19 protein-coding genes are annotated in these 23,794 nt (G+C 37.5%); 15 read left to right on the top strand and 4 right to left on the bottom strand.

The features are described 5' to 3' along the window. The first annotated feature begins 58 nt into the window (after positions 1–58). The 12 genes from ESU54_RS07565 (at position 59) to ESU54_RS07510 (ending at position 15,840) form a co-directional block, all read left to right on the top strand. A complete protein-coding gene (locus ESU54_RS07565) occupies positions 59–514 on the top strand; it encodes a MarR family winged helix-turn-helix transcriptional regulator (protein ID WP_111844661.1) in 456 nt (151 codons plus the stop codon). A 6-nt stretch (positions 515–520) separates the two neighbouring features. Next, positions 521–2,929: a 3-hydroxyacyl-CoA dehydrogenase/enoyl-CoA hydratase family protein gene (locus tag ESU54_RS07560; RefSeq protein ID WP_111844660.1), complete on the top strand. Its 2,409-nt coding sequence runs from the start codon at positions 521–523 to the stop codon at positions 2,927–2,929. Positions 2,930–2,960: 31 nt separating this feature from the next. Then, positions 2,961–3,314 (top strand): four helix bundle protein, encoded by a 354-nt coding sequence (locus tag ESU54_RS07555; protein ID WP_111844659.1) that lies wholly within the window; start codon positions 2,961–2,963, stop codon positions 3,312–3,314. A gap of 43 nt (positions 3,315–3,357) precedes the next feature. Next, positions 3,358–4,548 carry an acetyl-CoA C-acyltransferase gene (locus ESU54_RS07550; protein WP_111844658.1) on the top strand — a complete coding sequence of 397 codons (1,191 nt, stop codon included), beginning with the start codon at positions 3,358–3,360 and terminating at the stop codon, positions 4,546–4,548. Positions 4,549–4,623: 75 nt separating this feature from the next. Further along, positions 4,624–6,435 (top strand): acyl-CoA dehydrogenase family protein, encoded by a 1,812-nt coding sequence (locus ESU54_RS07545; protein ID WP_111844657.1) that lies wholly within the window; start codon positions 4,624–4,626, stop codon positions 6,433–6,435. A gap of 104 nt (positions 6,436–6,539) precedes the next feature. Then, on the top strand, positions 6,540–7,403 hold the full coding sequence (locus tag ESU54_RS07540; protein WP_111844656.1) for a TolB family protein: 864 nt from the start codon (positions 6,540–6,542) through the stop codon (positions 7,401–7,403). Between the two features lie 137 nt (positions 7,404–7,540). Then, positions 7,541–8,872 carry a M28 family metallopeptidase gene (locus tag ESU54_RS07535; protein ID WP_111844655.1) on the top strand — a complete coding sequence of 444 codons (1,332 nt, stop codon included), beginning with the start codon at positions 7,541–7,543 and terminating at the stop codon, positions 8,870–8,872. Positions 8,873–8,931: 59 nt separating this feature from the next. Continuing rightward, positions 8,932–9,288 (top strand): four helix bundle protein, encoded by a 357-nt coding sequence (locus ESU54_RS07530; protein WP_111844654.1) that lies wholly within the window; start codon positions 8,932–8,934, stop codon positions 9,286–9,288. Positions 9,289–9,350: 62 nt separating this feature from the next. Continuing rightward, a complete protein-coding gene (locus ESU54_RS07525) occupies positions 9,351–10,982 on the top strand; it encodes a M1 family metallopeptidase (RefSeq protein WP_111844653.1) in 1,632 nt (543 codons plus the stop codon). Then, positions 10,982–11,554, top strand: coding sequence for a YdeI/OmpD-associated family protein (locus tag ESU54_RS07520; protein ID WP_111844652.1), 573 nt, complete (start codon positions 10,982–10,984; stop codon positions 11,552–11,554). Before ESU54_RS07525 ends, ESU54_RS07520 begins: the two co-directional genes overlap by 1 nt. 18 nt (positions 11,555–11,572) lie before the next feature. Then, positions 11,573–14,866 (top strand): amidohydrolase family protein, encoded by a 3,294-nt coding sequence (locus ESU54_RS07515; protein ID WP_111844651.1) that lies wholly within the window; start codon positions 11,573–11,575, stop codon positions 14,864–14,866. A 302-nt stretch (positions 14,867–15,168) separates the two neighbouring features. After that, positions 15,169–15,840 carry an ATP-binding cassette domain-containing protein gene (locus ESU54_RS07510; RefSeq protein WP_111844649.1) on the top strand — a complete coding sequence of 224 codons (672 nt, stop codon included), beginning with the start codon at positions 15,169–15,171 and terminating at the stop codon, positions 15,838–15,840. 51 nt (positions 15,841–15,891) lie between these two features. On the opposite strand, the gene ESU54_RS07505 is transcribed toward ESU54_RS07510, so the two are convergent. After that, on the bottom strand, positions 15,892–16,524 hold the full coding sequence (locus ESU54_RS07505) for a fasciclin domain-containing protein (protein WP_235004582.1): 633 nt from the start codon (positions 16,522–16,524) through the stop codon (positions 15,892–15,894). Positions 16,525–16,733: 209 nt separating this feature from the next. On the opposite strand from ESU54_RS07505, the gene ESU54_RS07500 reads away from it, so the two are divergent. Continuing rightward, entirely contained in the window at positions 16,734–17,111 is a 378-nt protein-coding gene (locus tag ESU54_RS07500; RefSeq protein ID WP_111844648.1) for a LysM peptidoglycan-binding domain-containing protein, read from the top strand. 68 nt (positions 17,112–17,179) lie between these two features. Here the strand turns inward: ESU54_RS07500 and ESU54_RS07495 are convergent, their stop codons facing one another. Continuing rightward, positions 17,180–18,643 carry a magnesium chelatase gene (locus ESU54_RS07495; protein ID WP_111844718.1) on the bottom strand — a complete coding sequence of 488 codons (1,464 nt, stop codon included), beginning with the start codon at positions 18,641–18,643 and terminating at the stop codon, positions 17,180–17,182. Positions 18,644–18,646: 3 nt separating this feature from the next. Further along, the gene (locus ESU54_RS07490) at positions 18,647–19,768 is read right to left on the bottom strand and encodes a vWA domain-containing protein (protein ID WP_111844647.1); all 1,122 of its coding nucleotides are present in this window, start codon (positions 19,766–19,768) and stop codon (positions 18,647–18,649) included. 140 nt (positions 19,769–19,908) lie between these two features. Between ESU54_RS07490 and ESU54_RS07485 the strand changes: the two genes are divergently transcribed. Beyond that, entirely contained in the window at positions 19,909–21,849 is a 1,941-nt protein-coding gene (locus ESU54_RS07485; protein ID WP_111844646.1) for a S9 family peptidase, read from the top strand. A gap of 8 nt (positions 21,850–21,857) precedes the next feature. On the opposite strand, the gene ESU54_RS07480 is transcribed toward ESU54_RS07485, so the two are convergent. Next, on the bottom strand, positions 21,858–22,823 hold the full coding sequence (locus ESU54_RS07480) for an App1 family protein (RefSeq protein WP_111844645.1): 966 nt from the start codon (positions 22,821–22,823) through the stop codon (positions 21,858–21,860). A gap of 65 nt (positions 22,824–22,888) precedes the next feature. Here ESU54_RS07480 and ESU54_RS07475 point away from each other — a divergent pair, with 65 nt between their 5' ends. Next, complete coding sequence (locus ESU54_RS07475; RefSeq protein ID WP_111844644.1) at positions 22,889–23,794, top strand: diacylglycerol/lipid kinase family protein; 906 nt, start codon at positions 22,889–22,891, stop codon at positions 23,792–23,794.

The following is a 23,794-nucleotide window of genomic DNA, read 5'->3' as shown; positions in this document are numbered from 1 at the left end:
ACTATGCGTGCATAATAAATTTTTGTATCTTTGGTTTTCCACTTTTTCAAAATCTTCAATGAAAGAAAAACATAAAGAGAAAACTATAGATTATATTCTGAGATCCACTTGGATGAGCGTCACAAAAATGTACAATGAAGAAGCAGGAAAAAAAGGAAGTACAATGGCCACAGGCTTTGCTTTAATCAGCATCGATCCTGAAGAAGGAACACCTTCCACTGCGCTGGGACCCAAAATGGGAATGGAAGCCACTAGCCTTTCACGTACCTTGAAAGCTATGGAGCAAAAAGGATTGATAGAGCGAAAACCAAACCCAGATGATGGTCGCGGTGTGTTGATACATTTAACTCATTTCGGAAAAGAAATGCGCGATTTCTCAAAAGGAGTAGTATTAGGTTTTGATGAAGCCGTTCAAAAAAATGTATCGGTAGAAGAATTGCAAACATTTAGAAAAGTAGCAAATACAATAAACGAGTTGGTAAATTCAAAGAAAATATACGATTCAGAAAAATAATATAATATGTCAAAAAGAAGAATTAACAAAGTAGCGGTAATTGGTTCCGGAATTATGGGAAGTGGCATTGCCTGCCATTTCGCAAACATTGGCGTGGAAGTGCTTTTGCTGGACATTGTTCCCCGCGAGCTGAACGACGACGAAAAGAAAAAAGGGCTTACCCTTGAAGACAAAGTGGTTCGAAATAGAATTGTGGATGGCGATCTTCAGAAAGCCATTAAAAGCAACCCTGCCCCACTCTATCACAAAGATTTTGCAAAACGCATTTCCACCGGAAATTTGGAAGACGATATTTCAAAAGTAAAAACTGCCGACTGGATAATTGAAGTGGTTGTTGAACGGTTGGACATTAAAAAACAGGTTTTTGAAAACCTTGATAAACACAGAACGCCTGGTACACTTATTACCTCGAATACTTCTGGTATTCCTATAAAATTTATGAGCGAAGGCCGCAGTGAAGATTTTCAAAAACACTTCTGCGGAACACACTTCTTCAATCCACCGCGATACTTAAAACTTTTTGAAATTATTCCTGGACCTAAAACTTCAACTGAAGTTTTAGACTTTTTAAATGGTTATGGTGAAAAATTCCTTGGAAAAACTTCCGTAGTTGCAAAAGACACACCAGCCTTTATAGGAAACAGAATTGGAATCTTCGGCATCCAAAGCCTTTTTCACCAAGTGAAGGAAATGGGTCTAACTGTTGAAGAAGTTGATAAATTGACCGGTCCAGTTATTGGCCGACCCAAATCTGCAACCTTTAGAACCGTTGACGTTGTTGGATTGGACACATTAGTACACGTTTCAAAAGGAATTTACGACAATGTTCCCGATGATGAAGAACACGGAATTTTCCAAATTCCAGGCTTCATTGACACCATGATGGAAAACAAATGGCTGGGAAGTAAAAGCGGCCAAGGTTTTTACAAAAAAGTGAAAAATGATGATGGCAGTAGTGAAATCCTCACCCTCGACCTAGATTCTTTAGACTACCGAAAAAGCAAAAAAGCAGCTTTCGGCACTTTGGAAAAAACGAAATCGGTTGATAAAGTTACTGACCGTTTTCCAATTCTTATAAAAGGAGAGGATAAAGCAGGAGAGTTTTACCGAAAGAATTTCGGGGCGATGTTCGCTTACGTTTCCAAAAGAATTCCTGAAATAACCGACGAGCTTTATAAAATTGACGATGCTATGAAAGCAGGTTTCGGCTGGGATAATGGTCCCTTCGAAATTTGGGATGCCGTTGGCGTTAAAAAAGGCATTGAATTAATAAAAGAATTAGGAAAAGAACCAGCCGCTTGGGTAAATGAAATGCTTGAAGCTGGCGTTGATTCTTTCTACACTATAAAAGACGGAAATACCTATTACTACGATATTCCACAGAAAAAGCACGTAAAAGTTCCCGGACAGGATTCGTTTATTATTTTAGACAACATCCGTAAAACCTCTGAAGTTTTTAGAAATAACGGAGTTGTAGTTGAAGATCTTGGCGATGGGATTTTAAATGTAGAATTTATTAGTAAAATGAATTCTGTTGGCGGTGATGTTTTGGCAGGAATCAACAAAGCCATTGACATGGCCGAAAAAGATTACGACGGTTTGGTAATTGCCAACAACGGCAAAAACTTCTCAGTAGGCGCCAATATCGGGATGATATTTATGATGGCTGTAGAGCAGGAATACGAAGAATTGAACGCCGCTATAAAATATTTTCAAGATACGAGCATGCGCCTTCGCTACTCCTCTATTCCAGTTGTGGTTGCACCACACGGAATGACCTTGGGCGGTGGTTGCGAGTTCACCCTTCACGCAGACAGAGTAGTTGCAGCCGCTGAAAGTTACATTGGTTTGGTAGAATTCGGCGTAGGGGTTATTCCTGGTGGTGGTGGTTCCAAAGAAATGGCAATGCGCGCAAGTGATCTATTTAGAAAAGATGATGTTGAACTCAACACACTTCAAGAATATTTCTTGACTATCGCCATGGCAAAGGTTTCCACTTCTGCATATGAAGCTTATGATACCGGAATTCTTCAGAAAGGAAAAGATATTGTAATCGTTAACCAAAACAGACAAATTGCTGCAGCTAAAGAAGTAGCGCGATTTATGGCAGATCAAGGTTATACGAAACCAATTCCAAGAACAGATATTAAGGTACTTGGAAAACAAGCCTTGGGAATGTTCCTCGTTGGAACCGACCAAATGTTTGCTGGAAATTACATCAGCGAGCACGACAAGAAAATAGCCAACAAACTAGCCTATGTTATGGCAGGTGGCGATTTAAGCGAAGCAAGCTATGTGAGTGAGCAATACCTACTCGATCTTGAAAGGGAAGCTTTCTTAAGTTTAACTGGAGAAAGAAAGACTTTGGAAAGACTTCAACATATGATTCAAAAAGGGAAACCTCTTAGAAATTAGAATTGAGTAGTTAGAATTGAGTATTGAGAAAATGCACAAATTAGAAGATTTAAAGATTTGGAATAAGGCAATGGAAGTTGCTGAAGAAGTCTATTTATTAACCACAAATTTCCCAAAAGAAGAGAAGTTTGGCTTGATAAGTCAGCTGCGAAGAAGCGCTGTCTCAATTCCTTCGAATATAGCGGAGGGAGCAGGAAGAAATACCAACGGTGAGTTTAAAAATTTTCTCGGAATTGCAAACGGTTCTTCATATGAACTTTTTACTCAATTATTACTATCAAATAAACTTTCAATTTGTTCGGAAGACATTGTAAATCCTATTTTATCCAAGGTTGTTGAACTTCAAAAAATGAATTATGCATTAATAAAATCGTTAGAAAAATGAGCTATCTCAATACTCAATACTAACATCTAAATACTAAACAAAAATGAAAACAGCATATATAGTAAAAGCATACAGAACCGCAGTAGGAAAAGCACCTCGTGGAGTTTTTCGCTTCAAACGTCCAGACGAACTCGCAGCGGAAACCATTAAATATATATTAAACGAATTGCCACAACTCGATAAAAAACGAATTGATGACGTAATAGTTGGTAACGCGATGCCTGAAGCAGAGCAAGGACTAAACATGGGGCGCCTGATTTCGTTAATGGCATTGGATATCGTTGAAATTCCTGGTATGACGGTGAACCGTTATTGCGCTTCAGGATTAGAAACTATCGCCATTGCAACAGCAAAAATCCAAAGTGGAATGGCAGATTGCATCATAGCCGGTGGAGCTGAAAGCATGAGCTACATTCCAATGGGAGGTTACAAGCCTGTTCCAGATTATAAAATGGCGAAAGAAGGCCACGAAGATTATTACTGGAATATGGGTTTAACTGCTGAAGCAGTTGCCAAAAAATACAACGTTTCCCGTGAAGATCAAGATGAGTTCGCTTATACTAGTCAAATGAGAGCGCTTAAAGCTCAAGACGAAGGTCGCTTTGATGATCAAATAGTTCCTATTGATGTGGAACACACTTTTGTAAACGATGCTGGAAAAAAAGTAACAGAAACATATACCGTAACCAAAGACGAAGGCCCAAGAAAAGGAACCAATATTGAAGCCCTTTCAAAACTTCGCCCTGTTTTTGCCGCTGGTGGAAGTGTTACAGCTGGAAACTCCTCACAAATGAGTGATGGTGCTTCCTTCACCGTAATTATGAGTGAAGAAATGGTGAAAGAACTAAATATTGAACCCATTGCTAGGCTTGTAAGTTATGCACCAGTTGGTGTTGAACCAAGCATAATGGGTATCGGTCCATTATACGCAATCCCAAAAGCATTGAAACAAGCTGGATTAAAGCAAGACCAAATTGAGCTTATAGAATTGAACGAGGCATTCGCTTCACAATCATTAGCTGTAATCCGCGGACTTGGTTTAGACAAAGAAATTGTAAACGTAAACGGAGGTGCAATCGCTATGGGCCACCCATTGGGTTGTACAGGAGCAAAACTCTCCACGCAACTTTTTGATGAAATGCGCAAACGAAACCTACAAGGAAAATACGGAATGGTGACAATGTGCGTGGGAACCGGACAAGGTGCTGCAGGTGTATATGAATTTTTGAAATAAAAAGTATTGAGATGTGAGTATTGGGTAGTGAGATTTTCTCAATACTCAGTACTAACTACTAAAATCTAAAAAAAAATGAATACAACAGAAACAACAAAAAATGAATTGCTTCGCGGAGGCCAATTTCTAGTAAAAGAAACAAAAGCTGAAGACGTTTTCACCCCAGAAGACTTTTCCGAAGAACAAAAAATGATGCGCGATTCCGTTAAGGAATTTGTTGACCGTGAAATTTGGCCACTTAAGGAACGTTTTGAGCATAAAGATTACGCGTTAACTGAAGAAGTTATGCGCAAAGCTGGAGAGTTAGGTCTTCTTGGTGTTGCTGTGCCAGAGGAATATGGCGGACTAGGAATGGGTTTCGTTACCACTATGTTGGTTTGTGATTACATCTCTGGTGCAACAGGTTCTGTAGCTACAGCATTTGGCGCACATACAGGTATTGGAACGCTTCCAATTACTCTATACGGAACAGAAGAACAGAAGAAAAAATACGTCCCAAAACTCGCTACTGGCGAATGGTTTGGAGCTTATGCGTTAACTGAACCAGGTGCGGGAAGCGATGCCAACAGCGGAAAAACAAAAGCCGTACTTTCTGAAGATGGAAAACATTACTCCATCAGCGGACAAAAAATGTGGATTTCAAATTCAGGTTTTTGTCATACCATGATTGTTTTTGCCCGAATTGAAGACGATAAATACATCACAGGATTTATTGTTGAAAACGACCCTGAAAATGGAATTTCAATGGGCGAGGAAGAAAAGAAATTAGGTATTCACTCCTCCTCTACTCGTCAGGTTTTCTTTAGTGATACCAAAGTTCCAGTAGAAAATATGTTAGGCGAGCGCGGCGAAGGTTTCAAAATTGCAATGAACGCTCTTAACGTTGGTAGAATAAAACTTGCGGCGGCGAGTCTTGATGCGCAACGACGTGTAATTGCAAACGCGGTTCAATATGCGAATGAGCGGATTCAGTTTAATGTTCCAATTTCTTCATTTGGAGCAATAAAATTGAAACTTGCTGAAATGGCAACCAACGCTTATGTTAGCGAAAGTGCTAGTTACCGCGCTGGAAAAAATATTGAAGATCGAATTGCGCTTCGCATAAAAGCTGGCAACAGCCATCAAGAAGCCGAATTAAAAGGAGTTGAAGAATATGCTATTGAGTGTTCTATCTTAAAAGTAGCCGTTTCCGAAGATGTTCAAAATTGTGCTGACGAAGGAATTCAGATTTATGGTGGTATGGGCTACAGTGCAGATACACCAATGGAATCTGCTTGGCGTGATGCTAGAATTGCCCGTATTTATGAAGGTACCAACGAAATCAACCGAATGTTGGCCGTTGGTATGCTAGTGAAAAAAGCAATGAAAGGACACGTAGATCTTTTGAATCCTGCACAAGCAGTTGCCGCAGAATTGATGGGAATTCCTTCTTTTGAAAAACCAGATTTCTCCGAATTGCTTTCCGAAGAAAAAGCGATGATCGCTAAACTGAAAAAGGTATTCTTAATGGTTGCCGGAAGCGCCGTTCAAAAATACGGTAACGATTTGGAAGAACACCAGCAGACACTATTGGCTGCAGCAGATATCTTGATTGAAATCTACATGGCTGAAAGCGGAATTTTACGAACTGAAAAGAACGCAAAACGCTTTGGGGAAGAAACACAAAAAGAACAAGTAGCAATGTCGCAATTGTATCTTTACCATGCAGTAGATATTATAACCGTAAAAGCAAAAGAAGCAATTCTTTCCTTCTCTGAAGGAGATGAACAACGCGCGATGTTGATGGGGCTTAAACGTTTCACCAAATATCAAAACATGCCGAATATTGGTGAGTTGAGACGTACAATTGCACATAAAGTTATTTCGGAAAATACGTATCCGTTTTAGCTGAATTGATAAATTATTCTTAAAACCGCTTCAGAAATGTGGCGGTTTTATTTTTATTGAAAATTTGGTTCTAAGTTTGTTATTTAAAAACAAAAATATTTTAAATGAAAAAACTCCTTTTCCTTTTCACAATCACGACCTCCGTTTTCAGCTTTGCACAACAAAACACCGATGTGTATGTTTTTGATATCGCTCCAGCATACGAAGGTTTGGAATTGTTGAACGTCCGAAATATTTCAAACAATAAAGGCTATGACAATCAACCATCCTTTATTTCAAACGAAACGATTGTTTTCGCGGGAAACAATGACGGGCAAACAGACATTTCAGAATATAACTTGACTTCAAAACTTCAAAAGTGGGTCAATAAAAAAACTGAAGGGGGCGAATATTCTCCTCAAAAATTTACTTCAAATAACGATGTGGCAGCAGTTAGACTGGACAAAGACGGATTACAGCGATTGTATCGGTACAGTTCGGAAACGGGTAATTCTTCTGAAATAATTAAAGATTTACAAGTTGCGTACTTCGCTTTCTACAACGATAAAAAAATGCTCGCTACAGTTTTGGATGGTGATAAAATGGATTTGGCAATGATAGATTTACGGACAAAAACTGCCGACACCTTATTTTACAATGCTGGACGCTCGCTTCAAAAAGTCCCAAAAGTTACTTCCATGAGCTATTCTTTGGTCAACGAAGAAGGCAATTTAGATTTATATCTACTGGATATGAATTCTTATGAAAGTTTCTTTATTTGCGAATTGCCGATCGGCATTCAGGACTGCGTTTGGATCAATGATACGCAAATCCTTGTTGGTAGCGGCAACAAACTCTATATGTACGACACGCTGGGCGAAACAGAATGGAACCGTGTTGCTTCCCTTGAAGAATATGGAGTTAAAAATATTTCCCGAATGGCGATAAGCCCTGATGGAAGAAAACTTGCCATCGTTGGAGAAAATTAGTTAACTTAATTTAAGAGATTGTCTTCTCAAACCTAACAGAGTCATTGCGGAACACGAAGCAATCTAATCTGTTAGGTTTTTTATTACCTAGTAGGTCTTCGTCTTTCTTTTTGCTATTTTTAAACAAAATTCCGCCAATGAAAAGCCTACTCTCCTGTTTTATTTTAAGCATATCGTTTTCCTTGTTTTCCCAAACCGATCAAAGAATATATGATATTATCAATTCCGTTTCTTCAGAAAGGATTGAAGCAGATATAAGCACGCTAGCAAATTTCGGTACGCGTAACACTTTTAGCGACACTATTAGCAGTACACGCGGCATTGGCGCAGCGCGGAGATGGATCAAAAGTGAATTTGAAACCATTTCGAAAGATTGTAAAGACTGCCTAAATGTTTTTTACCAAAAAGATTTTGTAAAAGCAGAAGGCAATGACCGGGTTCCCCAAGATACTTGGATTGTTAATGTTGCAGCAGTTCAAAAAGGAGCAAAATACCCAAATCGTTACATCATTATGAGCGGCGATATCGATTCCAGAAATAGTGATGGTAGTGATTTCACCAAAGATGCGCCAGGCGCAAACGATAATGCCAGCGGAATGGCGGGAACTATTGAAGCGGCAAGAGTTCTTTCGAAATACAAATTTGAAAACAGCATCATTTATTTAGGTTTGAGTGGTGAAGAACAAGGACTTTTCGGCGGAAAAGGTTTTGCTGCATACGCTAAAGCGAATGGATGGGAAATTATCGGAGTTTTAAATAATGATATGATTGGCAACATTCAAGGTGTTGGTGGTGTAATAAGCAATCGTGATTTTAGGATTTTTTCTGAGCCAGTTCCGCCAACAGAAACAGAGCGCGAACGTGAAATGCGACGGTTTTACGGTGGTGAAGTGGATGGAATTTCCCGTCAACTTGCCCGTTACGTTTTTAAAACCACACAAACTTACATGCCAGAAATGAACCCAATGATGGTTTACCGTTTGGATCGTTTTGGCCGCGGCGGACATCACCGCCCCTTCAATGATTTGGGTTGGGCCGGAATTAGAATAATGGAAGCGCACGAAGATTACAACCACCAACATCAAGATTTAAGAACCGAAAACGGAATTGAATACGGCGATAAACTGGAATTTGTAAACTTTGATTATGCAGCAAAACTCACAGCGGTGAACGCAATAAATTTGGCGAGTATAGCCTCTGCACCACCCGAACCAAAAAATGTTGCCATTGGCGGTGTTGTGGAACCCTCTGCAAAACTGAAATGGGAAAAAGTGGACGGCGCAGTGGGCTATAAAATATATTGGCGCGACACCACCTCGCCCAATTGGGACCACAGTCGCTACGTGGGTGATGTTTCAGAATTTACATTGAAAGGAATTGTGATTGATAATTCATTCTTCGGACTGGTCTCCGTTGGAAAAGATGGGTTTGAAAGTGTGGTTGTTTTTCCGAATTCGGTGTTTAAATAATAAATCTCAAAAAATACAAATCACAAATAACAAAAGAAAAATATAAGAAAAATTCGTTTATGGAAAAACCTTATGATTTGGAAATTAGAACTTACTTGTTTGCAAAATCTGTTCGGAAGTTAGTTTATTCATTTCAAAAAAGTATTGCAAATATTGAAGATGGGAAACAACTAATTAGATCTTCAGGCTCTGTAGCAGCTAACTATATAGAATCAAATGAGCATGTAAGTGATAAAGATTTTGACTTCAGAATTAAAATATGCAGGAAGGAAGCAAAAGAATCGCTTCTTTGGTTAAAATTACTCCAAAATGACTTTAATAACCAATATGATATTAAATTGGTTGAATTAATTAATGAGGCGGATGAACTAAGAAAGATTTTTTCCGCAATTGTAGAAAAAAGAAAATCGAAGTAAAGAAATATGGGATTTGTGATTTGTGATTTGTGATTTGTGATTTGTGATTTAATAAAATTATTATGTTGAAAAAATTATTGTTTATTTCATTTTGTGTTTTCTCAGTAAGTTCAATTTTTTCCCAACAGGAATTCACCCGTGCCGACACCCTTCGCGGCAGCATAACTCCAGAAAGAGCTTGGTTTGATGTTACATATTACGACTTGAAAGTTATCGTAAATCCTTCCGAAAAATCCATTATAGGCAGTAACACGATTTCCTATAAAATTTTAGAACCTAATGAGGTCATGCAAATTGACTTGCAAAATCCAATGAAGATTGATAGAATCCTTCAAGAAGGAAAAGAAATCTCATACACTTCCGAAGAAAATGCACATTTTTTAAAACTTCAAAAAAAGCAGGAAAAAGGCAAGGAAGAAAAAATCACAATTTACTTTTCTGGAAAACCTATTATCGCGAGACGTCCGCCCTGGGATGGTGGTTTTACATGGGAAAAGGACAGTAACGGAAAAGATTTTATAGCAACTTCCAACGAAGGCATTGGCTCCAGCGTTTGGTGGCCATTGAAGGACCACCCTTCCGATGAACCGGACAATGGCATTACAATTTCAGTAACCGCACCAAAAGATTTGATGGACGTGAGCAACGGAAAATTAATAGAAGTAATTGAAACCGACATTACAAAAACCTGGGTGTGGCAAGTGGTAAACCCTATAAACGCTTACGGTGTAGACATAAACATTGGGGATTATGTGCATTGGAGTGAAAAATATGAAGGTGAAAAAGGAATACTGGATATGGATTATTATGTGCTTCGCGAAAATGAAGCAAAGGCAAAAGAACAATTCAAACAGGCGCCAATGATGATGAAAGCCTTTGAACATTGGTTTGGCCCCTACCCCTTTTATGAAGATGGCTACAAGCTGATTGAAACACCCTATTTGGGAATGGAACACCAAAGCAGCGTGACTTACGGAAATAAATTTAAAAACGGTTATTTAGGCCGTGACCTTTCGGGAACTGGCTGGGGATTAAAGTTCGATTTTATAATTATCCATGAAAGCGGCCACGAATGGTTCGCCAACAACATCACCAATAAAGATGTGGCAGATATGTGGGTTCATGAAGGATTTACCAACTATTCTGAAAATTTGTATTTAGACTATTACTATGGAAAAAAGGCTTCTTCGGAATACGTTATCGGCACCCGAAAAAAGATTATGAACGAAAGTCCAATTATTGGGCAATACAACGTTGACAATTCTGGAAGTAGCGATATGTATTACAAAGGTGGAAACATACTTCATATGATTCGGCAACTTATTGAAGATGACGAAAAATGGCGAAGTATTCTACGTGGACTGAACCAAGAATTTTATCACCAAACCGTTACCACCAAACAGATTGAAGATTACATTAGCCAAAAAAGCGGAATAGACCTCACTGTGTTTTTTGATCAATATTTAAGAGGCATAATTGTTCCAAAAATTGAATATTCCATTGATGGAAAAAATCTGAAATATCGATATGTAGACATTATTGAAAATTTTGATATGCCGGTTATTTCTAAAATAAACGGTAAAGAAGAATGGATTTACCCTTCTTCGGAATGGAAAACGAAAATGCACTCTTCCCCTATTTTAAATTTTCAGATTAAAGAAGATTTCTATGTGAATTCCGAAAAAATAAAATAATGAGTTCTAAGCCTACACTTTATTTTAAAGATGATACTGAATGGCGGGAATGGCTGCATGAAAACCACAAAACGCACGTGCAAGGCGTTTACCTAATTTTTTACAAAGTAGAAATGGATATCCCATCTATGCGTTGGGAAGAAGCCGTTAAAATAGCTCTTTGCTTCGGTTGGATAGACAGTACGGTGAAAAGCCTTGGCAATGGAAGGCGGCAGCAATACTTTTGTCCTCGAAACCCGAAAAGCGTTTGGAGCGCCCTCAATAAATCTCATTTGAAAGAATTAGAAAAAGAAGGTCTTCTTCATATAAACGGAAAAAAAGTAATTGCTGAAGCCAAGAAAAATGGTAGCTGGACTGCTTTGGACGATGTGGAAAATTTAATAATTCCAGAAGATCTTCAAAAAGCATTTAAGCAGAACAAACAAGCCTTAACAAATTTTGAAAATTTTAGCCGTAGTTATAGAAAAAGCTATCTTTATTGGTTGAACCAAGCCAAGCGGGAAGAAACCCGAAACAAAAGAGTTTCAGAAATACTAACGCTCTGCGAAAACAATATTAAATCAAGAAATTAACCGCCTAATATTTTAAACATGAAAATTTTTCCATTCTTATTATGTCTAGTTATCTCAACATCTTTTTATGCTCAGGAAAAAGAAGAAAAGAAGGATAAGGAAAAAGAAGAACCAAAATGGGAAGTTGCTAATCCCGGAAAAGATTTCAACTATAAAACCCACTCCTTCTCAACAAATGAAGGTACTTGGATGAATCTCGATGTGAGTCCAGATGGTAAAACCATTGCTTTTGATATGCTGGGCGATATATATACAATGCCTATTTCGGGCGGAACCGCTAAAGTAATCAGAGCGGGAATTCCGTTTGAAATACAACCCAGATTCAGTCCAGACGGCACCAAAATTTCCTTTACAAGTGATGCTGGTGGTGGCGATAATATTTGGGTTATGAATGCTGATGGCAGCGATGCAAAAGAAGTCACCAAAGAAGATTTCCGCTTGTTAAATAATGCTGTTTGGAGCTCAGACGGAAATTATTTAATTGCCCGTAAACATTTTTCTTCTGAAAGAAGTTTGGGCGCCGGAGAGATGTGGCAGTATCATAAATCTGGAGGAACTGGTTTACAATTAACAAAGCGTAAAAACGATCAACAGGATGTAAACGAACCGTTTGTTTCCCCAGATGGAAAATATCTTTATTATAGTGAAGATATGTACCCAGGTGGTTATTTTCAATACAATAAAGATCCTAATGACCAAATTTATGTAATAAAACGATATGAATTTGCAACCGGAAAAACCGAAACAATAACGGGCGGACCTGGCGGTGCAGCAAGGCCTACAATTTCAAGAGATGGTAAAAAACTTGCTTTTGTAAAAAGAGTTCGTACCAAGAGTGTGCTGTTTATTCAAAATTTAGAAACTGGGGAAGAATGGCCCATTTATGACCAATTGAATAAAGACCAGCAAGAAGCGTGGGCTCTTTTTGGAGTTTATCCCAATTTTAGCTGGATGCCCAACAATAACGAAATTGTTTTTTGGAGCGGTGGAAAAATCAACAAAATAGACGTGACCTCTTTGGCAGTTGTCAACATCCCTTTTACAGTAAACGTAAATATAGATTTGGCGGAAACGGTTCATTTCAATAATAAAATTGAAACTGAAACTTTTACGCCAAAAATGATTCGCCACACTGTAACTTCACCAGATGGGAAATATATTGTTTTTAGTGCATTGGGCCATTTATATAAAAAAGAATTGCCCAATGGCAAACCGCAACGCCTCACAAATAGTAAAGATTTTGAATTTGAACCAAGCTTTTCACCCAATGGTTCCGAAATAATTTATGTAACATGGAACGACGTCGAAAAAGGTGGTATTTATAAAGTTTCAACCAAGGGAGGAAACCCCTTGAAATTAACATCAAAAAAAGGTATTTATAGAACTCCTTCCTTTTCTCCCAACGCATCCCAAATAACCTTTAGAAAAGAAAACGGAAACACCGATCAAGGTTTCACTTTTACAAAAAATGACGGAATTTATGTGATGGATTCCAATGGAAACAATGAAAAGTTCGTTGTTGATAAAGGCGAATACCCGATGTTTAGCAAAGACGGAAAACGAATTTTTCTTCAAACCGGTGGAACCTATTTTGGAGAAATTGAAAAGAAACTCATCAGTGTAAATCTTGATGGAAATGATGAAAAAACTCATATCACTTCCAAATATGCCAATAGATTAATACCAAGTCCAGATAACGAATGGATTGCTTTTACAAACCTTCACAAATTATTTGTGGCTCCCTTAGTGCTTAATGGCCAAACCATTGACTTGGATGACAAAACCAAGGCCGTGCCTGTTTCCCAACTCGCCAAGGATGCTGGGATAAATATACATTGGTCGCCAAACAGCCAAAAAATAATGTGGACTCTAGGCGATGAGTATTTTAGCAATGAATTAAAAAACAGGTTTACTTTTTTATCAGGTTCCCCAGAAAAAGTACCTGAAATAACATTAACTGGTACAAAGATTGGCCTACAAGCAGCTGTTGATAAGCCTAGTGGAAGGATTGCTTTCACTAATGCGCGAATCATCACAATGGAAAATGAAAACGTAATTGAAAACGGAACCATCGTCATTAACGGCAATAAAATAGAAGCTATTGGCGAAGCCGATAAGGTTTCTGTTCCTGTAGGGACAAAAATTTATTCCGCAGAAGGAAAAACTATAATGCCAGGAATGGTAGATGCACACGCTCACGTAGGAGCTTTCCGTGATGGACTTCCCTCGCAACAATACTGGCCTTTTATGGCAAACTTGGCTTTTGGTGTAACTACATCGCACGATCCTTCGGCAAATACCGAAACTGTTTTTACGCTTTCTGAGCTTCAAAAAAGTGGACAATTGGTGGGGCCGCGATTGTTTTCAACAGGTTTTATCCTTTATGGCGCCGATGGCGATTTCAAAGCCGTTATTAATAATTTGGAAGACGCCAGAAGCAGTATTCGCCGCACGAAAGCCTTTGGAGCAAAAAGTGTGAAAAGCTATAACCAACCACGCCGTGACCAACGTCAACAAGTGCTTCAGGCCGCCAGAGAAATGGGAATTAATGTGGTTCCAGAAGGCGGATCTACTTTTTATCATAATATAACTCAGGTTATTGACGGCCATACGGGTATTGAACACAACATTCCCGTGGCGCCAGTTTATAAAGATGTGCTTGAAGTTTGGGGAGAAAGCGGTTCTGGCTACACACCAACCTTAATTGTTAATTACGGCGGAATGAACGGTGAATTCTATTATTATGAACGCGATAATGTTTGGGAAAACAAAAAACTGCTCACATTCACGCCTAGAAGTATTGTGGACAGTCGCTCCCGTCACCGAATGAAAACTCCACAGGAAGAATATAAAAATGGTCATATTTTGGTTTCAGAAACCGTAAAAAGTTTGAGCGATGCTGGCGTAAAGGTGAATATGGGCGCGCACGGACAGTTACAAGGTTTGGGCGCACATTGGGAAACGTGGATGCTCCAACAAGGCGGAATGAGTAATTTGGAAGCTTTGAAAGCTGCAACAATTAATTCTGCGGAATATATTGGTGCCGGTGAAGATATTGGCTCTTTGAAAGTTGGAAAACTTGCTGATTTAATCGTGATGGATAAAAACCCATTGGAAGATATTGAAAACACAGAATCGATAAAGATGGTAATGATTAACGGCAGATTGTATGATACCGAAACTATGAATGAAATTGGCAACAACCCTAAAGAACGTCTTCCTTTTTTCTGGGAGATGGATAAATACAACCAAGCTTTCCCTTGGCATCAGGAAACCCAAGGTTTTATGGATGGAGGTTGTAGCTGTCATTAATTCTAAGCTTTAAAAAATGTACCGAGCCTATTGGCAATTCTATAAAACCATTTTTCCTTTTATCGTGTCTTTTTCTATTTTAAGCATGCTCTATGTAGGCTTATTTTGGGGCTTTGTGCTTTTCGTATCCATAGGTTTACTTTTTGGCTTTATAGGATTTAGAACGTTTTATAATAACCAATTCTATTTCTACTTTAACCTTGGGCTTACTAAATGGAAGCTTTTTAAAGTTTCATTTGTTATGAATATTTTGGTCGGTATTCCTGTTTTTTCAGTTCTAATTATATTCCTAATTTTCATATTTGGCAATCTTCAAATTACATAATGCTGCAATAAGTTTTGGAAAAAAAGAAGTTCTCAAAGAAGTTTCTTTCTCGTTGAAAACAGGAGAAGTTTTGGGAATTTTCGGCAGAAATGGCTGCGGAAAATCTACTTTGTTGAAAATGATATTCGGATCATTAAAAAAAGTTTCAATCAGTATTTCAATTGATGGGGTAAAATTCAATCCTTCTAGCAATATTTCCTCAGAATGTATCGCTTACCTACCTCAACATTCCTTTTTACCGAAAGACATTAAGGTTCGGGATTTAATTCCTATATATTTTTCAGAAGAAAAAAAGCAAGATACTATCTTTTACGATTTACAAATTGCAAAATTGACAGCTAAAAAAGTTGGAGAATTATCACTAGGCCAAATTCGTTATTTGGAAGTTTTATTAGTGGGAAACCTGGACCATCCTTTTATGATGCTCGATGAGCCTTTTTCTATGATTGAGCCATTGTTTAAAATTGAAATAAAAAATCTCCTCAACAAACTAAAGCTTGAAAAAGGAATAATTATTACCGATCATTATTATGAAGATGTTCTTGATATAACAACGCAAAATCTACTTATTAAAAATGGAACCGGTATTCATATTGAAAGCAAAGAAGATTTAAAGAAACTTGAATATCTAGGTAGAAATTCCACATAAAAAAAAGCCCCATTGCTGGAGCTTTTCTTTCAAAATTCATTTTAAAATGAATTACATTTTTGGCATCAACACTTTATCTACAACGTGTACCACACCATTTGATGCGTCCATATCAGCACTAGTTACAGTAGCTGTATTTCCTTTTGCATCTTTAATCATTACTTTACCACCTTTTTCAGATAAGGTTAAAGTTTCTCCATTCATTGTTGTTACATCAAGCTTATTGTTGGCAGCTTTAATTTTTGCTAAAACATCAGCAGCATTCATTTTACCTTGAAGCACGTGATATTGAAGTAATTTTTGAAGTTGAGTTTTGTTCTCAGGCTTCATTAAATTCTCCATAGTTGCTTTAGGCACTTTGCTGAAAGCTTCATTAGTTGGAGCGAAAACTGTATAGTCGCCTTCACCTTTCAAAGTTTGAGACATATCAGCAGCTTGAAGAGCACTTACCAATGTAGAAAGATCAGAGTTACCCATTGCTTTTGCAGCAATTGAATTAGCTTCCATTTCAGCCATCTTAGCCTGAGTGTCTGCCTCAACTTTCATCAAAGAATCTTTTTCGCGCTCCATACGCATTTGTTCAGCCTGAGCTTGAGCCTCAGCTTCTTTCTTTTTTGTGTCTTCACAGCTTGCGAAAAGCATTGCTACTACAGCCAGAGACATTACAATTGTTTTTAGTTTCATAATAGTTATCGTTGATTTAAATATTTGCGTCAAAGATATTCTAAGTGGAATGATTTTTTTTAATATTCTCTTTAATTTTTAGTTAAACTTTCAACTATTTTTTATAATGAATCTTAAATAGTCTTAATAATTCCTAAAATTTTGTAAATCTGAAAGTTAAAGTTTACAGAAGTATTATCTTTAAGGTATTAACTTATAAAATAATTAAAATGATAAAGTCAAAATACCAAAGTGTTCTGGATTTAGGTGAAAAACTAAATATTCAAAACGGTGATGTAAAAGAAGAAAACGGCCAACTAAAAGTTTGGGGAACTGCAAAGACGCCTTATGAAAAAAACCTTCTTTGGGACGAAATAAAACGTGTTGGAGGTGAGAACCCTTCAGATATAATGGCTGATATAAAGGTTGCTGATGCCTCTGTTTTTGCGCACCACACCGTAAAAAGCGGTGAATCTTTAAGTAAAATTGCGAAACATTATTATGGCAACGCAAACAAATACAACGCTATTTTTGAAGCTAACAAAGGAAAGTTGAAATCTGCAGATCTTATTCATCCTGGTGATGAATTGGTAATTCCAAATATTTAATTTTCTGTAAAAAAAGAAAAATCCTGCCAGTTTTTATAAATCTGGCAGGATTTTGTTTTGATGAAAACTTAAAGTCCGCTGATGTAGCTTCCGTACAAATCTTTAAAATGCAAGCCATTCCCCAAACTGAATTTGCTCAGTTTTTTGTTTTCAGCTAAAGCCCAAAGAATTACTTCTTTTAAAAAATAACTGTCCGTTTTAGAAGTTTCCGGCTGGTATTTTTCAACCAACTGTTGCAATGGGATAATTCGATCCAATTCATTTTTATATTCCTCATCAGTATAGGAATCAAGTAATTCAAAGTCATTTTCCTCAAAGAACCAAGCTACTATTTCAGCATATGGATCTGCATCACCATCTTTGGTGAGTTTTTCTATTTTTGGAAATCGTTCCTTAAAAGTTGTATTTACGGCATCCACAATCAGTTGCTGAGCAACTTGGGAAACACCTTCCTGCTCACCTTCATAAACCAATTCTACTTTCCCAGTAATAGACGGGATAATACCTATAAAATCCCCCAAGCGCACACTGGTTTTTTCATCTCCACTGTGTAATGCGCGTCTTTCTGCGGTACTCAAAAGATTTTCAAAAGCGGTAATACTTAAACGTGCACTCACGCCACTTTTGGCATCAATAAAATCATTTTCACGAGCTTCAAAACTTATTTGTTCCAAAACATCCTTTGCCAATTCGGGTACGTATATATTAGATTTTGTTTTGATGGCTTCTGCTGTTTCTTGCTCGGTAATTGTGCGAGCGGTTTTGATGTCTTCGGGATAATGCGTTAATATTTGAGAGCCAATTCTATCTTTTAACGGAGTTACAATACTTCCGCGGTTTGTGTAATCCTCTGGGTTCGCCGTGAAAACAAATTGTATATCCAAAGGCAAGCGAACGGCAAAACCACGAATCTGGATATCGCCTTCCTGCAAAATATTAAAAAGTGCAACTTGAATACGCGGCTGTAAATCAGGTAATTCGTTAATCACGAAAATACACCGGTTACTTCGGGGAATCATCCCGAAGTGAATTACGCGATCGTCCGCATATGTCAATTTTAGGTTTGCAGCTTTTATTGGGTCAACATCACCAATGATATCTGCAACCGTAACGTCTGGCGTTGCCAATTTTTCTGAAAAGCGATCGTTCCGATGCAACCAAGTTATAGGCGTGTCATCTCCCATTTCGTGCATCAAGTTTATTGCGAATCGGGAAATTGGCTTGAAAGGATCGTCGTTTACCTCGCTACCTTCAACAACGGGAATATATTCATCCAAAAGTCCCACCATTTGGCGTGCCAATCGGGTCTTGGCCTGGCCGCGAAGTCCTAAAAGGTTAATGTTGTGTTTTGAAAGAATAGCGCGTTCCAATTCTGGAATCACGGTAAGTTCATAGCCGTGAATACCCACAAAAGGCGTTTCCTTCTTCATTATTTTTTGAAGTAAATTGCGGCGTAATTCTTCTTTTATTGATTTTGGTTCGTAACCCGCTTTTTTAAGTTCGCCAAAGGTTTTGATTTTTTCTATATTCATCATTTATCTAATTCTTTTCTTTCTATTTGTTTCGTAATCGCTAAATATCATTTCGCCCAAACCTTTTAAACCTGTGTAAAATGCCTTGCCTTTATTGGCTGCTGTAAATTCCTCAATAAATTGCATTAAATAAGGATCTTCAGCAATCATAAAAGTTGTAATCGGGATATGAAGTTTCCTTGCTTGCGAAGCCATTGCGTAACATTTATTTACAATATAACTGTCAAGACCGTTACTGTTTTTATAATAACGTCCATCCGGAAGCCGCACGCAGCTAGGTTTTCCATCGGTAATCATAAAAATCTGTTTGTTGGTGTTTCGTTTTCTTCGCAATAAATCCATTGCTAATTGAAGTCCCGCAACTGTGTTGGTGTGGTAAGGTCCAACATTTAAATATGGTAAATCTTTAATTTTAATGGGCCAAGCATCATTTCCGAAGACCAATATATCTAATGTATCCTTTGGATAACGGGTTGTAATAAATTCTGAAAGGGCCATGGCTACTTTTTTCGCGGGAGTAATTCGGTCTTCACCATAGAGAATCATACTATGGCTAATATCAATCATTAGCACAGTGCTCATCTGGGTTTTGTACATGGTTTCCTCAACCACCAAATCGTTTTCAGAGAGCGTAAAATCTCCCATACCGTGATTTATCTGGGCATTTTTGAAACTCTCAGTCATCGAGATTTGTTCTAGCGAATCGCCAAAACGATAATCGCGAAATTCTCCTGCTTGTTCATCTCCCCTCCCCGTTTGTTTGGTTCGGTGATTGCCAGCACCACTTTTCCTGAGTTTTCCGAAGATCTGTTCTAAAGCTCGCTTCCGAAGTGCTCTTTCTGTTTTTTCAGTGATGGCCAATCCGTTTGTACCATCCATCTTTATTTCTTCACGGAGGTACCCTTTCTTTTTAAGGTCTTCAACAAAGTCATCCAGCGTATAATCTTCTGTTGTAAGCTTATATTCTTCATCTATCTGTTTCAACCAGTCCATCGCTTCGTCAAAATCTCCAGAAGTATGGGTAATCAATTCTTGAAAAACATCAAAAAGTTTCTCGAATGGCGATTGGTCTTTGGGAGTGTGTTTGGTGAAGATAAATCCGCTTTTGGCATCTTTCTTATTCATAATCTAAAATTAAAACATTCCTTGTTTAAAAAAAAAACCGAAACGTTAAACTACTACCAAAAAAATAATCCATTCAAATAAAACAAAATTTCATAGATTTGTTTTGAAAATCAACAAGATAACTGCAAAAATACACCTTTATGAAAAATCTTAGTTTATTCGGTTTCGCATTATTACTTTTCGTTGCCTGCAAAGACAAGCCAAAAACCGAGACTAAAGAAGTCGCTGAATTAAAAACCTACTCTATAGAGCAATTTATGGATAATGAAAAGGCTTCGGCAAATGGTTTTTCTTCAGACAAGTCCAAGGTTTTGATAACCAGCAATCGCTCCGGGGTTTACAATATGTACAACGTTTCTGCGGAAGGTGGTGAATTTATGCCTATCACTCAGTCTGACAGTGCTTCAATTTATGGTATTTCCTATTTTCCTGATGACGATAGAATTCTCTTTAGAATGGACGGGAATGGAGATGAGATTTTTAAAATTTTTGTGAAAGACAGTAATGGAATAAAAAGATTGACTCCTGAAAAAAATGTTAGGGCATTATTTCAAGGTTGGGCAAAAGATGGTAAAAGTTTCTATTACAACAGCAATGAACGCAGTCCACAAATGATGGATGTTTACGAAATGGACATTGCGACTTTCAAACCGAAACTTATATTAAAGAATGAAGATAATATGGATTTTGGAGGAATTTCAGCAGATAAAAACTATTTGCTATTATCGAAAGACATAAATACGAATGACAATGATATGTATTTATTAAACAGAAAAACGAATGTAAAAACGAAAATAAATGAGTCAGTGTGCAAAAATACTCCTCAGGATTTTTCGCCAGATGGAAAATCATTCTATTACACTACCGATGATAATTCTGAGTTTAGCTATTTAATGAAATACAACATTGAAGATGGCTCAAAAGAGAAGGTTATGGAAAAAAATTGGGACATTAATGCTTTCTATTTTACCCACAACGGAAAGTACCAGGTTCTTTTTTCAAATGAAGACGCCAAAACAAAGATGTACGTAACAGAGGTTGCCACAGGAAAAGAATTGAATTTTCCTGAAATTGATGGACAAGCAATTGATGCCGCCAGTTTTTCAAAAGATGAAACAATGGCGTTGTTGACCGTTGGTAGTTCACAACTTCCCACAAACACTTACTCCTATAATATTGCATCTGGAAAATATCACAAACTTACTGATGTTTTGAACAAAGAAATAAATCCAACCGATTTGGTAGAAGCAACAGTTGTTAGGTTCAAATCATTTGACGGTTTGGAAATTCCTGCAATATATTACCAACCAAAGCAAGCCAATTTGGAAAATAAGGCTCCAGCACTGGTTTGGGTTCACGGTGGTCCAGGCGGCCAGTCAAGGCAAGGTTTTAGTTCTTTGATTCAATATTTGGTAAATCACGGTTATGCAATTCTGGCTGTCAATAACCGCGGAAGTAGTGGGTATGGTAAGAGTTTCTATAAGATGGATGATCAAAATCACGGAGATAAAGATTTGAAAGATTGTATTGCTGGGAAAGATTGGTTGGCAAGTCAAGACATCATTGATAAAGATAAGATTGGAATTTTAGGTGGTTCCTATGGTGGATTTATGACAATGGCCGCCTTGACATCTGCTCCAGAAGAATTTAAGGTTGGAGTTAATATTTTTGGTGTTACCAACTGGATGCGGACTTTAAAAAGTATTCCACCATGGTGGGAATCTTTTAAAGACGCACTTTACACAGAAATGGGTAATCCAAATACCGCGGATTCTGTTCGCTTAAAGCAGATTTCACCATTGTTTCATACCGAAAATGTAACCAAACCCTTAATGGTTTTGCAAGGTGCACAAGATCCCAGAGTTCTTAAAATTGAATCAGACGAAATTGTTGAAGGTGTTAAAAAGAATGGTGTTCCTGTGGAATATGTTGTTTTTGAAGATGAAGGTCACGGCTTCGTAAAAAAGGAAAATGAAATTGTAGCTTACGGAAAAATCCTGAAGTTTTTAGACCAATACTTAAAAGGTGAAGGGCAGACCACTTTAGATAATAACAAAATGGAATCAAAAGAAGTAAAATAGTAGCAATTTTACAGAATTCTGATGCTTTCAGAATGTGCAATCGCTTCTTCACTTTTGCTGAAATAGCAAGTTGAAACATTCATGGATTCAATATTTTTAAGAATCGCTGTGGTTTGTTGTTTCTTCCTTCGGGAAGTTTGCCTAATGTAAATAGCTTTAATATTTTGCGGAAAAATCTTTACTATCCTTTCGTATAAATGCGGATCCTTCTGCGAATCATCGCCTAATAAAACGTATTCAAGTTTTGGGTAGAACATAATTATATCCTTAATCTTTTCGAACTTATGGTCGTGGCTTCCCCTTCCGGTAAAAAGAAAATCAGAGATTCCCGTTTTAATTTTTTTTAGCTTTATAACGGCTTTTGGAAATTTATGCAGTCGTGCAAAGGAATCAATAAATTCATATAAATTCCATTCACTGCTGGAAACATAGAAAAATGAATTTGAAGCCATCTTATTCTCCTGCCCTGCCCTGCTCAAGGCTTGGTAATATGGTACTACATCTTCAAAAACCTTGCGCTTGTTGATGTTTTTTAGAAGAAGTACATATAATTTTTTTAGAAAATTTCCGCTGTGCGAAACTAAAAAGGTATCATCAATATCTGAAATAACCCCAACTTTACTTTCAAAAGGTTTTAATAATTCAGAATTTTCAACAATACCGTAATCGTAGATTTTACAACTCACTTCATAGGGATGCCACCCACTTTCAATCTTTTCAGAATAAGGAATTGTAAACCGAAAATAACCATCTGCCAAAGTTTTGGTAGTTACTTCAGTATTCTTAAACTTCAGTTTAATCTCAACATTTTCCAATGGTTTTATTCGGAACATATGGATGACCGAAACTGCATGACGAATGCCTTTGCGGTCCATTCTGTATTTATCTGGCGCCCAAGATTTAAAAACGTGCCCAAAAACAACGAGTTCCTCGTCATTTACATAGCCTCGGTAGAGTTTTAAATCAAGCTTCACTTATTGAGATTTCGTTAACGGTTTAGCATTTCCAAATTACTTAAATTTAAAAACAATCTATACTAATGAATTCAGAAAATTACATTTTACTTGTAGTCAACCCAATCTCAGGCGATTGCAACAAATCCACGATAATAGCTTCAGTTAAAGAAGAAGCTAAAAACAGAAATTACAATTTCAAACTTTATGAAACTAGCGGAAAAAAGGACAAAGAAGCTATTAATTCCCTGATAAAAGAAATAAACCCATCACGGATTGTTGTAGCGGGCGGCGATGGAACAATTTCGTTGGTCGCACAATGTGTTTTAGGAACCGATATCTGTTTGGGAATAATTCCTGCAGGTTCGGCAAACGGAATAGCTGTAAATTTCAATTTACCGGAAACCCTTCTGGAACAAATTGAAATTGCGCTTTCTGACTGCACCATAAAACTGGATGCAGTCACTATCAATGGCCGGATTTGCTTACATATTGCCGATTTGGGTCTGAATGCGGAACTCATAAACAACTACGAAAATTCTGGTATCCGAGGAAAACTGGGCTATTTTCTACAGTCCATTCCCACACTTTTACATTCAGAATCACCTTTTCAATTTAAAGTTGAGACAGAAGAGGAAACATTTGAAGAAACTGGAATTCTGCTCGCTATTGCAAATGGGAACAAATTTGGAACAGGCGCCAACATTAACCCCCACGGAAAAATGGACGACGGTAAGTTTGAAATCCTTATTTTCAAAAACCTTGACTTCATTGAAATTTTTAAAACAATTAACGACCAACAAAAAATGTCACCAGATTTTGTTCGTATTATTTCAACCAACAAAGCAAAGATTAACTCAAAAAGAAAAGTTCCTTTCCAAATAGATGGTGAGTTTTTGGGTAAAATTGACGAAGTCACAGCATCAATAGGAAAGGAAAAGATTTTGATGGCTGTGCCCGATTCATTCTGTAAATTACAATTACAAAAATAA

It is taken from the genome of Aequorivita antarctica, from assembly GCF_007997155.1.
Lineage (GTDB): Bacteria > Bacteroidota > Bacteroidia > Flavobacteriales > Flavobacteriaceae > Aequorivita > Aequorivita antarctica.
Note: the sequence above shows the minus strand (reverse complement) of the source record. Positions and strands in the feature narration are given on the sequence as shown.

What these genes read in the sequence shown, in the direction of transcription:
- ESU54_RS07540 (WP_111844656.1), top strand. Translation starts at nt 6,540, where the DNA reads ATGAAAAAACTCCTTTTCCTTTTCACAATCACGACCTCCGTTTTCAGC.
- ESU54_RS07485 (WP_111844646.1), top strand. Translation starts at nt 19,909, where the DNA reads ATGAAAAATCTTAGTTTATTCGGTTTCGCATTATTACTTTTCGTTGCC.
- ESU54_RS07495 (WP_111844718.1), bottom strand. Translation starts at nt 18,643, where the DNA reads ATGAATATAGAAAAAATCAAAACCTTTGGCGAACTTAAAAAAGCGGGT.
- ESU54_RS07515 (WP_111844651.1), top strand. Translation starts at nt 11,573, where the DNA reads ATGAAAATTTTTCCATTCTTATTATGTCTAGTTATCTCAACATCTTTT.
- ESU54_RS07530 (WP_111844654.1), top strand. Translation starts at nt 8,932, where the DNA reads ATGGAAAAACCTTATGATTTGGAAATTAGAACTTACTTGTTTGCAAAA.
- ESU54_RS07475 (WP_111844644.1), top strand. Translation starts at nt 22,889, where the DNA reads ATGAATTCAGAAAATTACATTTTACTTGTAGTCAACCCAATCTCAGGC.
- ESU54_RS07500 (WP_111844648.1), top strand. Translation starts at nt 16,734, where the DNA reads ATGATAAAGTCAAAATACCAAAGTGTTCTGGATTTAGGTGAAAAACTA.
- ESU54_RS07565 (WP_111844661.1), top strand. Translation starts at nt 59, where the DNA reads ATGAAAGAAAAACATAAAGAGAAAACTATAGATTATATTCTGAGATCC.
- ESU54_RS07555 (WP_111844659.1), top strand. Translation starts at nt 2,961, where the DNA reads ATGCACAAATTAGAAGATTTAAAGATTTGGAATAAGGCAATGGAAGTT.
- ESU54_RS07520 (WP_111844652.1), top strand. Translation starts at nt 10,982, where the DNA reads ATGAGTTCTAAGCCTACACTTTATTTTAAAGATGATACTGAATGGCGG.
- ESU54_RS07560 (WP_111844660.1), top strand. Translation starts at nt 521, where the DNA reads ATGTCAAAAAGAAGAATTAACAAAGTAGCGGTAATTGGTTCCGGAATT.
- ESU54_RS07535 (WP_111844655.1), top strand. Translation starts at nt 7,541, where the DNA reads ATGAAAAGCCTACTCTCCTGTTTTATTTTAAGCATATCGTTTTCCTTG.
- ESU54_RS07550 (WP_111844658.1), top strand. Translation starts at nt 3,358, where the DNA reads ATGAAAACAGCATATATAGTAAAAGCATACAGAACCGCAGTAGGAAAA.
- ESU54_RS07505 (WP_235004582.1), bottom strand. Translation starts at nt 16,524, where the DNA reads ATGAAACTAAAAACAATTGTAATGTCTCTGGCTGTAGTAGCAATGCTT.
- ESU54_RS07525 (WP_111844653.1), top strand. Translation starts at nt 9,351, where the DNA reads ATGTTGAAAAAATTATTGTTTATTTCATTTTGTGTTTTCTCAGTAAGT.
- ESU54_RS07545 (WP_111844657.1), top strand. Translation starts at nt 4,624, where the DNA reads ATGAATACAACAGAAACAACAAAAAATGAATTGCTTCGCGGAGGCCAA.
- ESU54_RS07490 (WP_111844647.1), bottom strand. Translation starts at nt 19,768, where the DNA reads ATGAATAAGAAAGATGCCAAAAGCGGATTTATCTTCACCAAACACACT.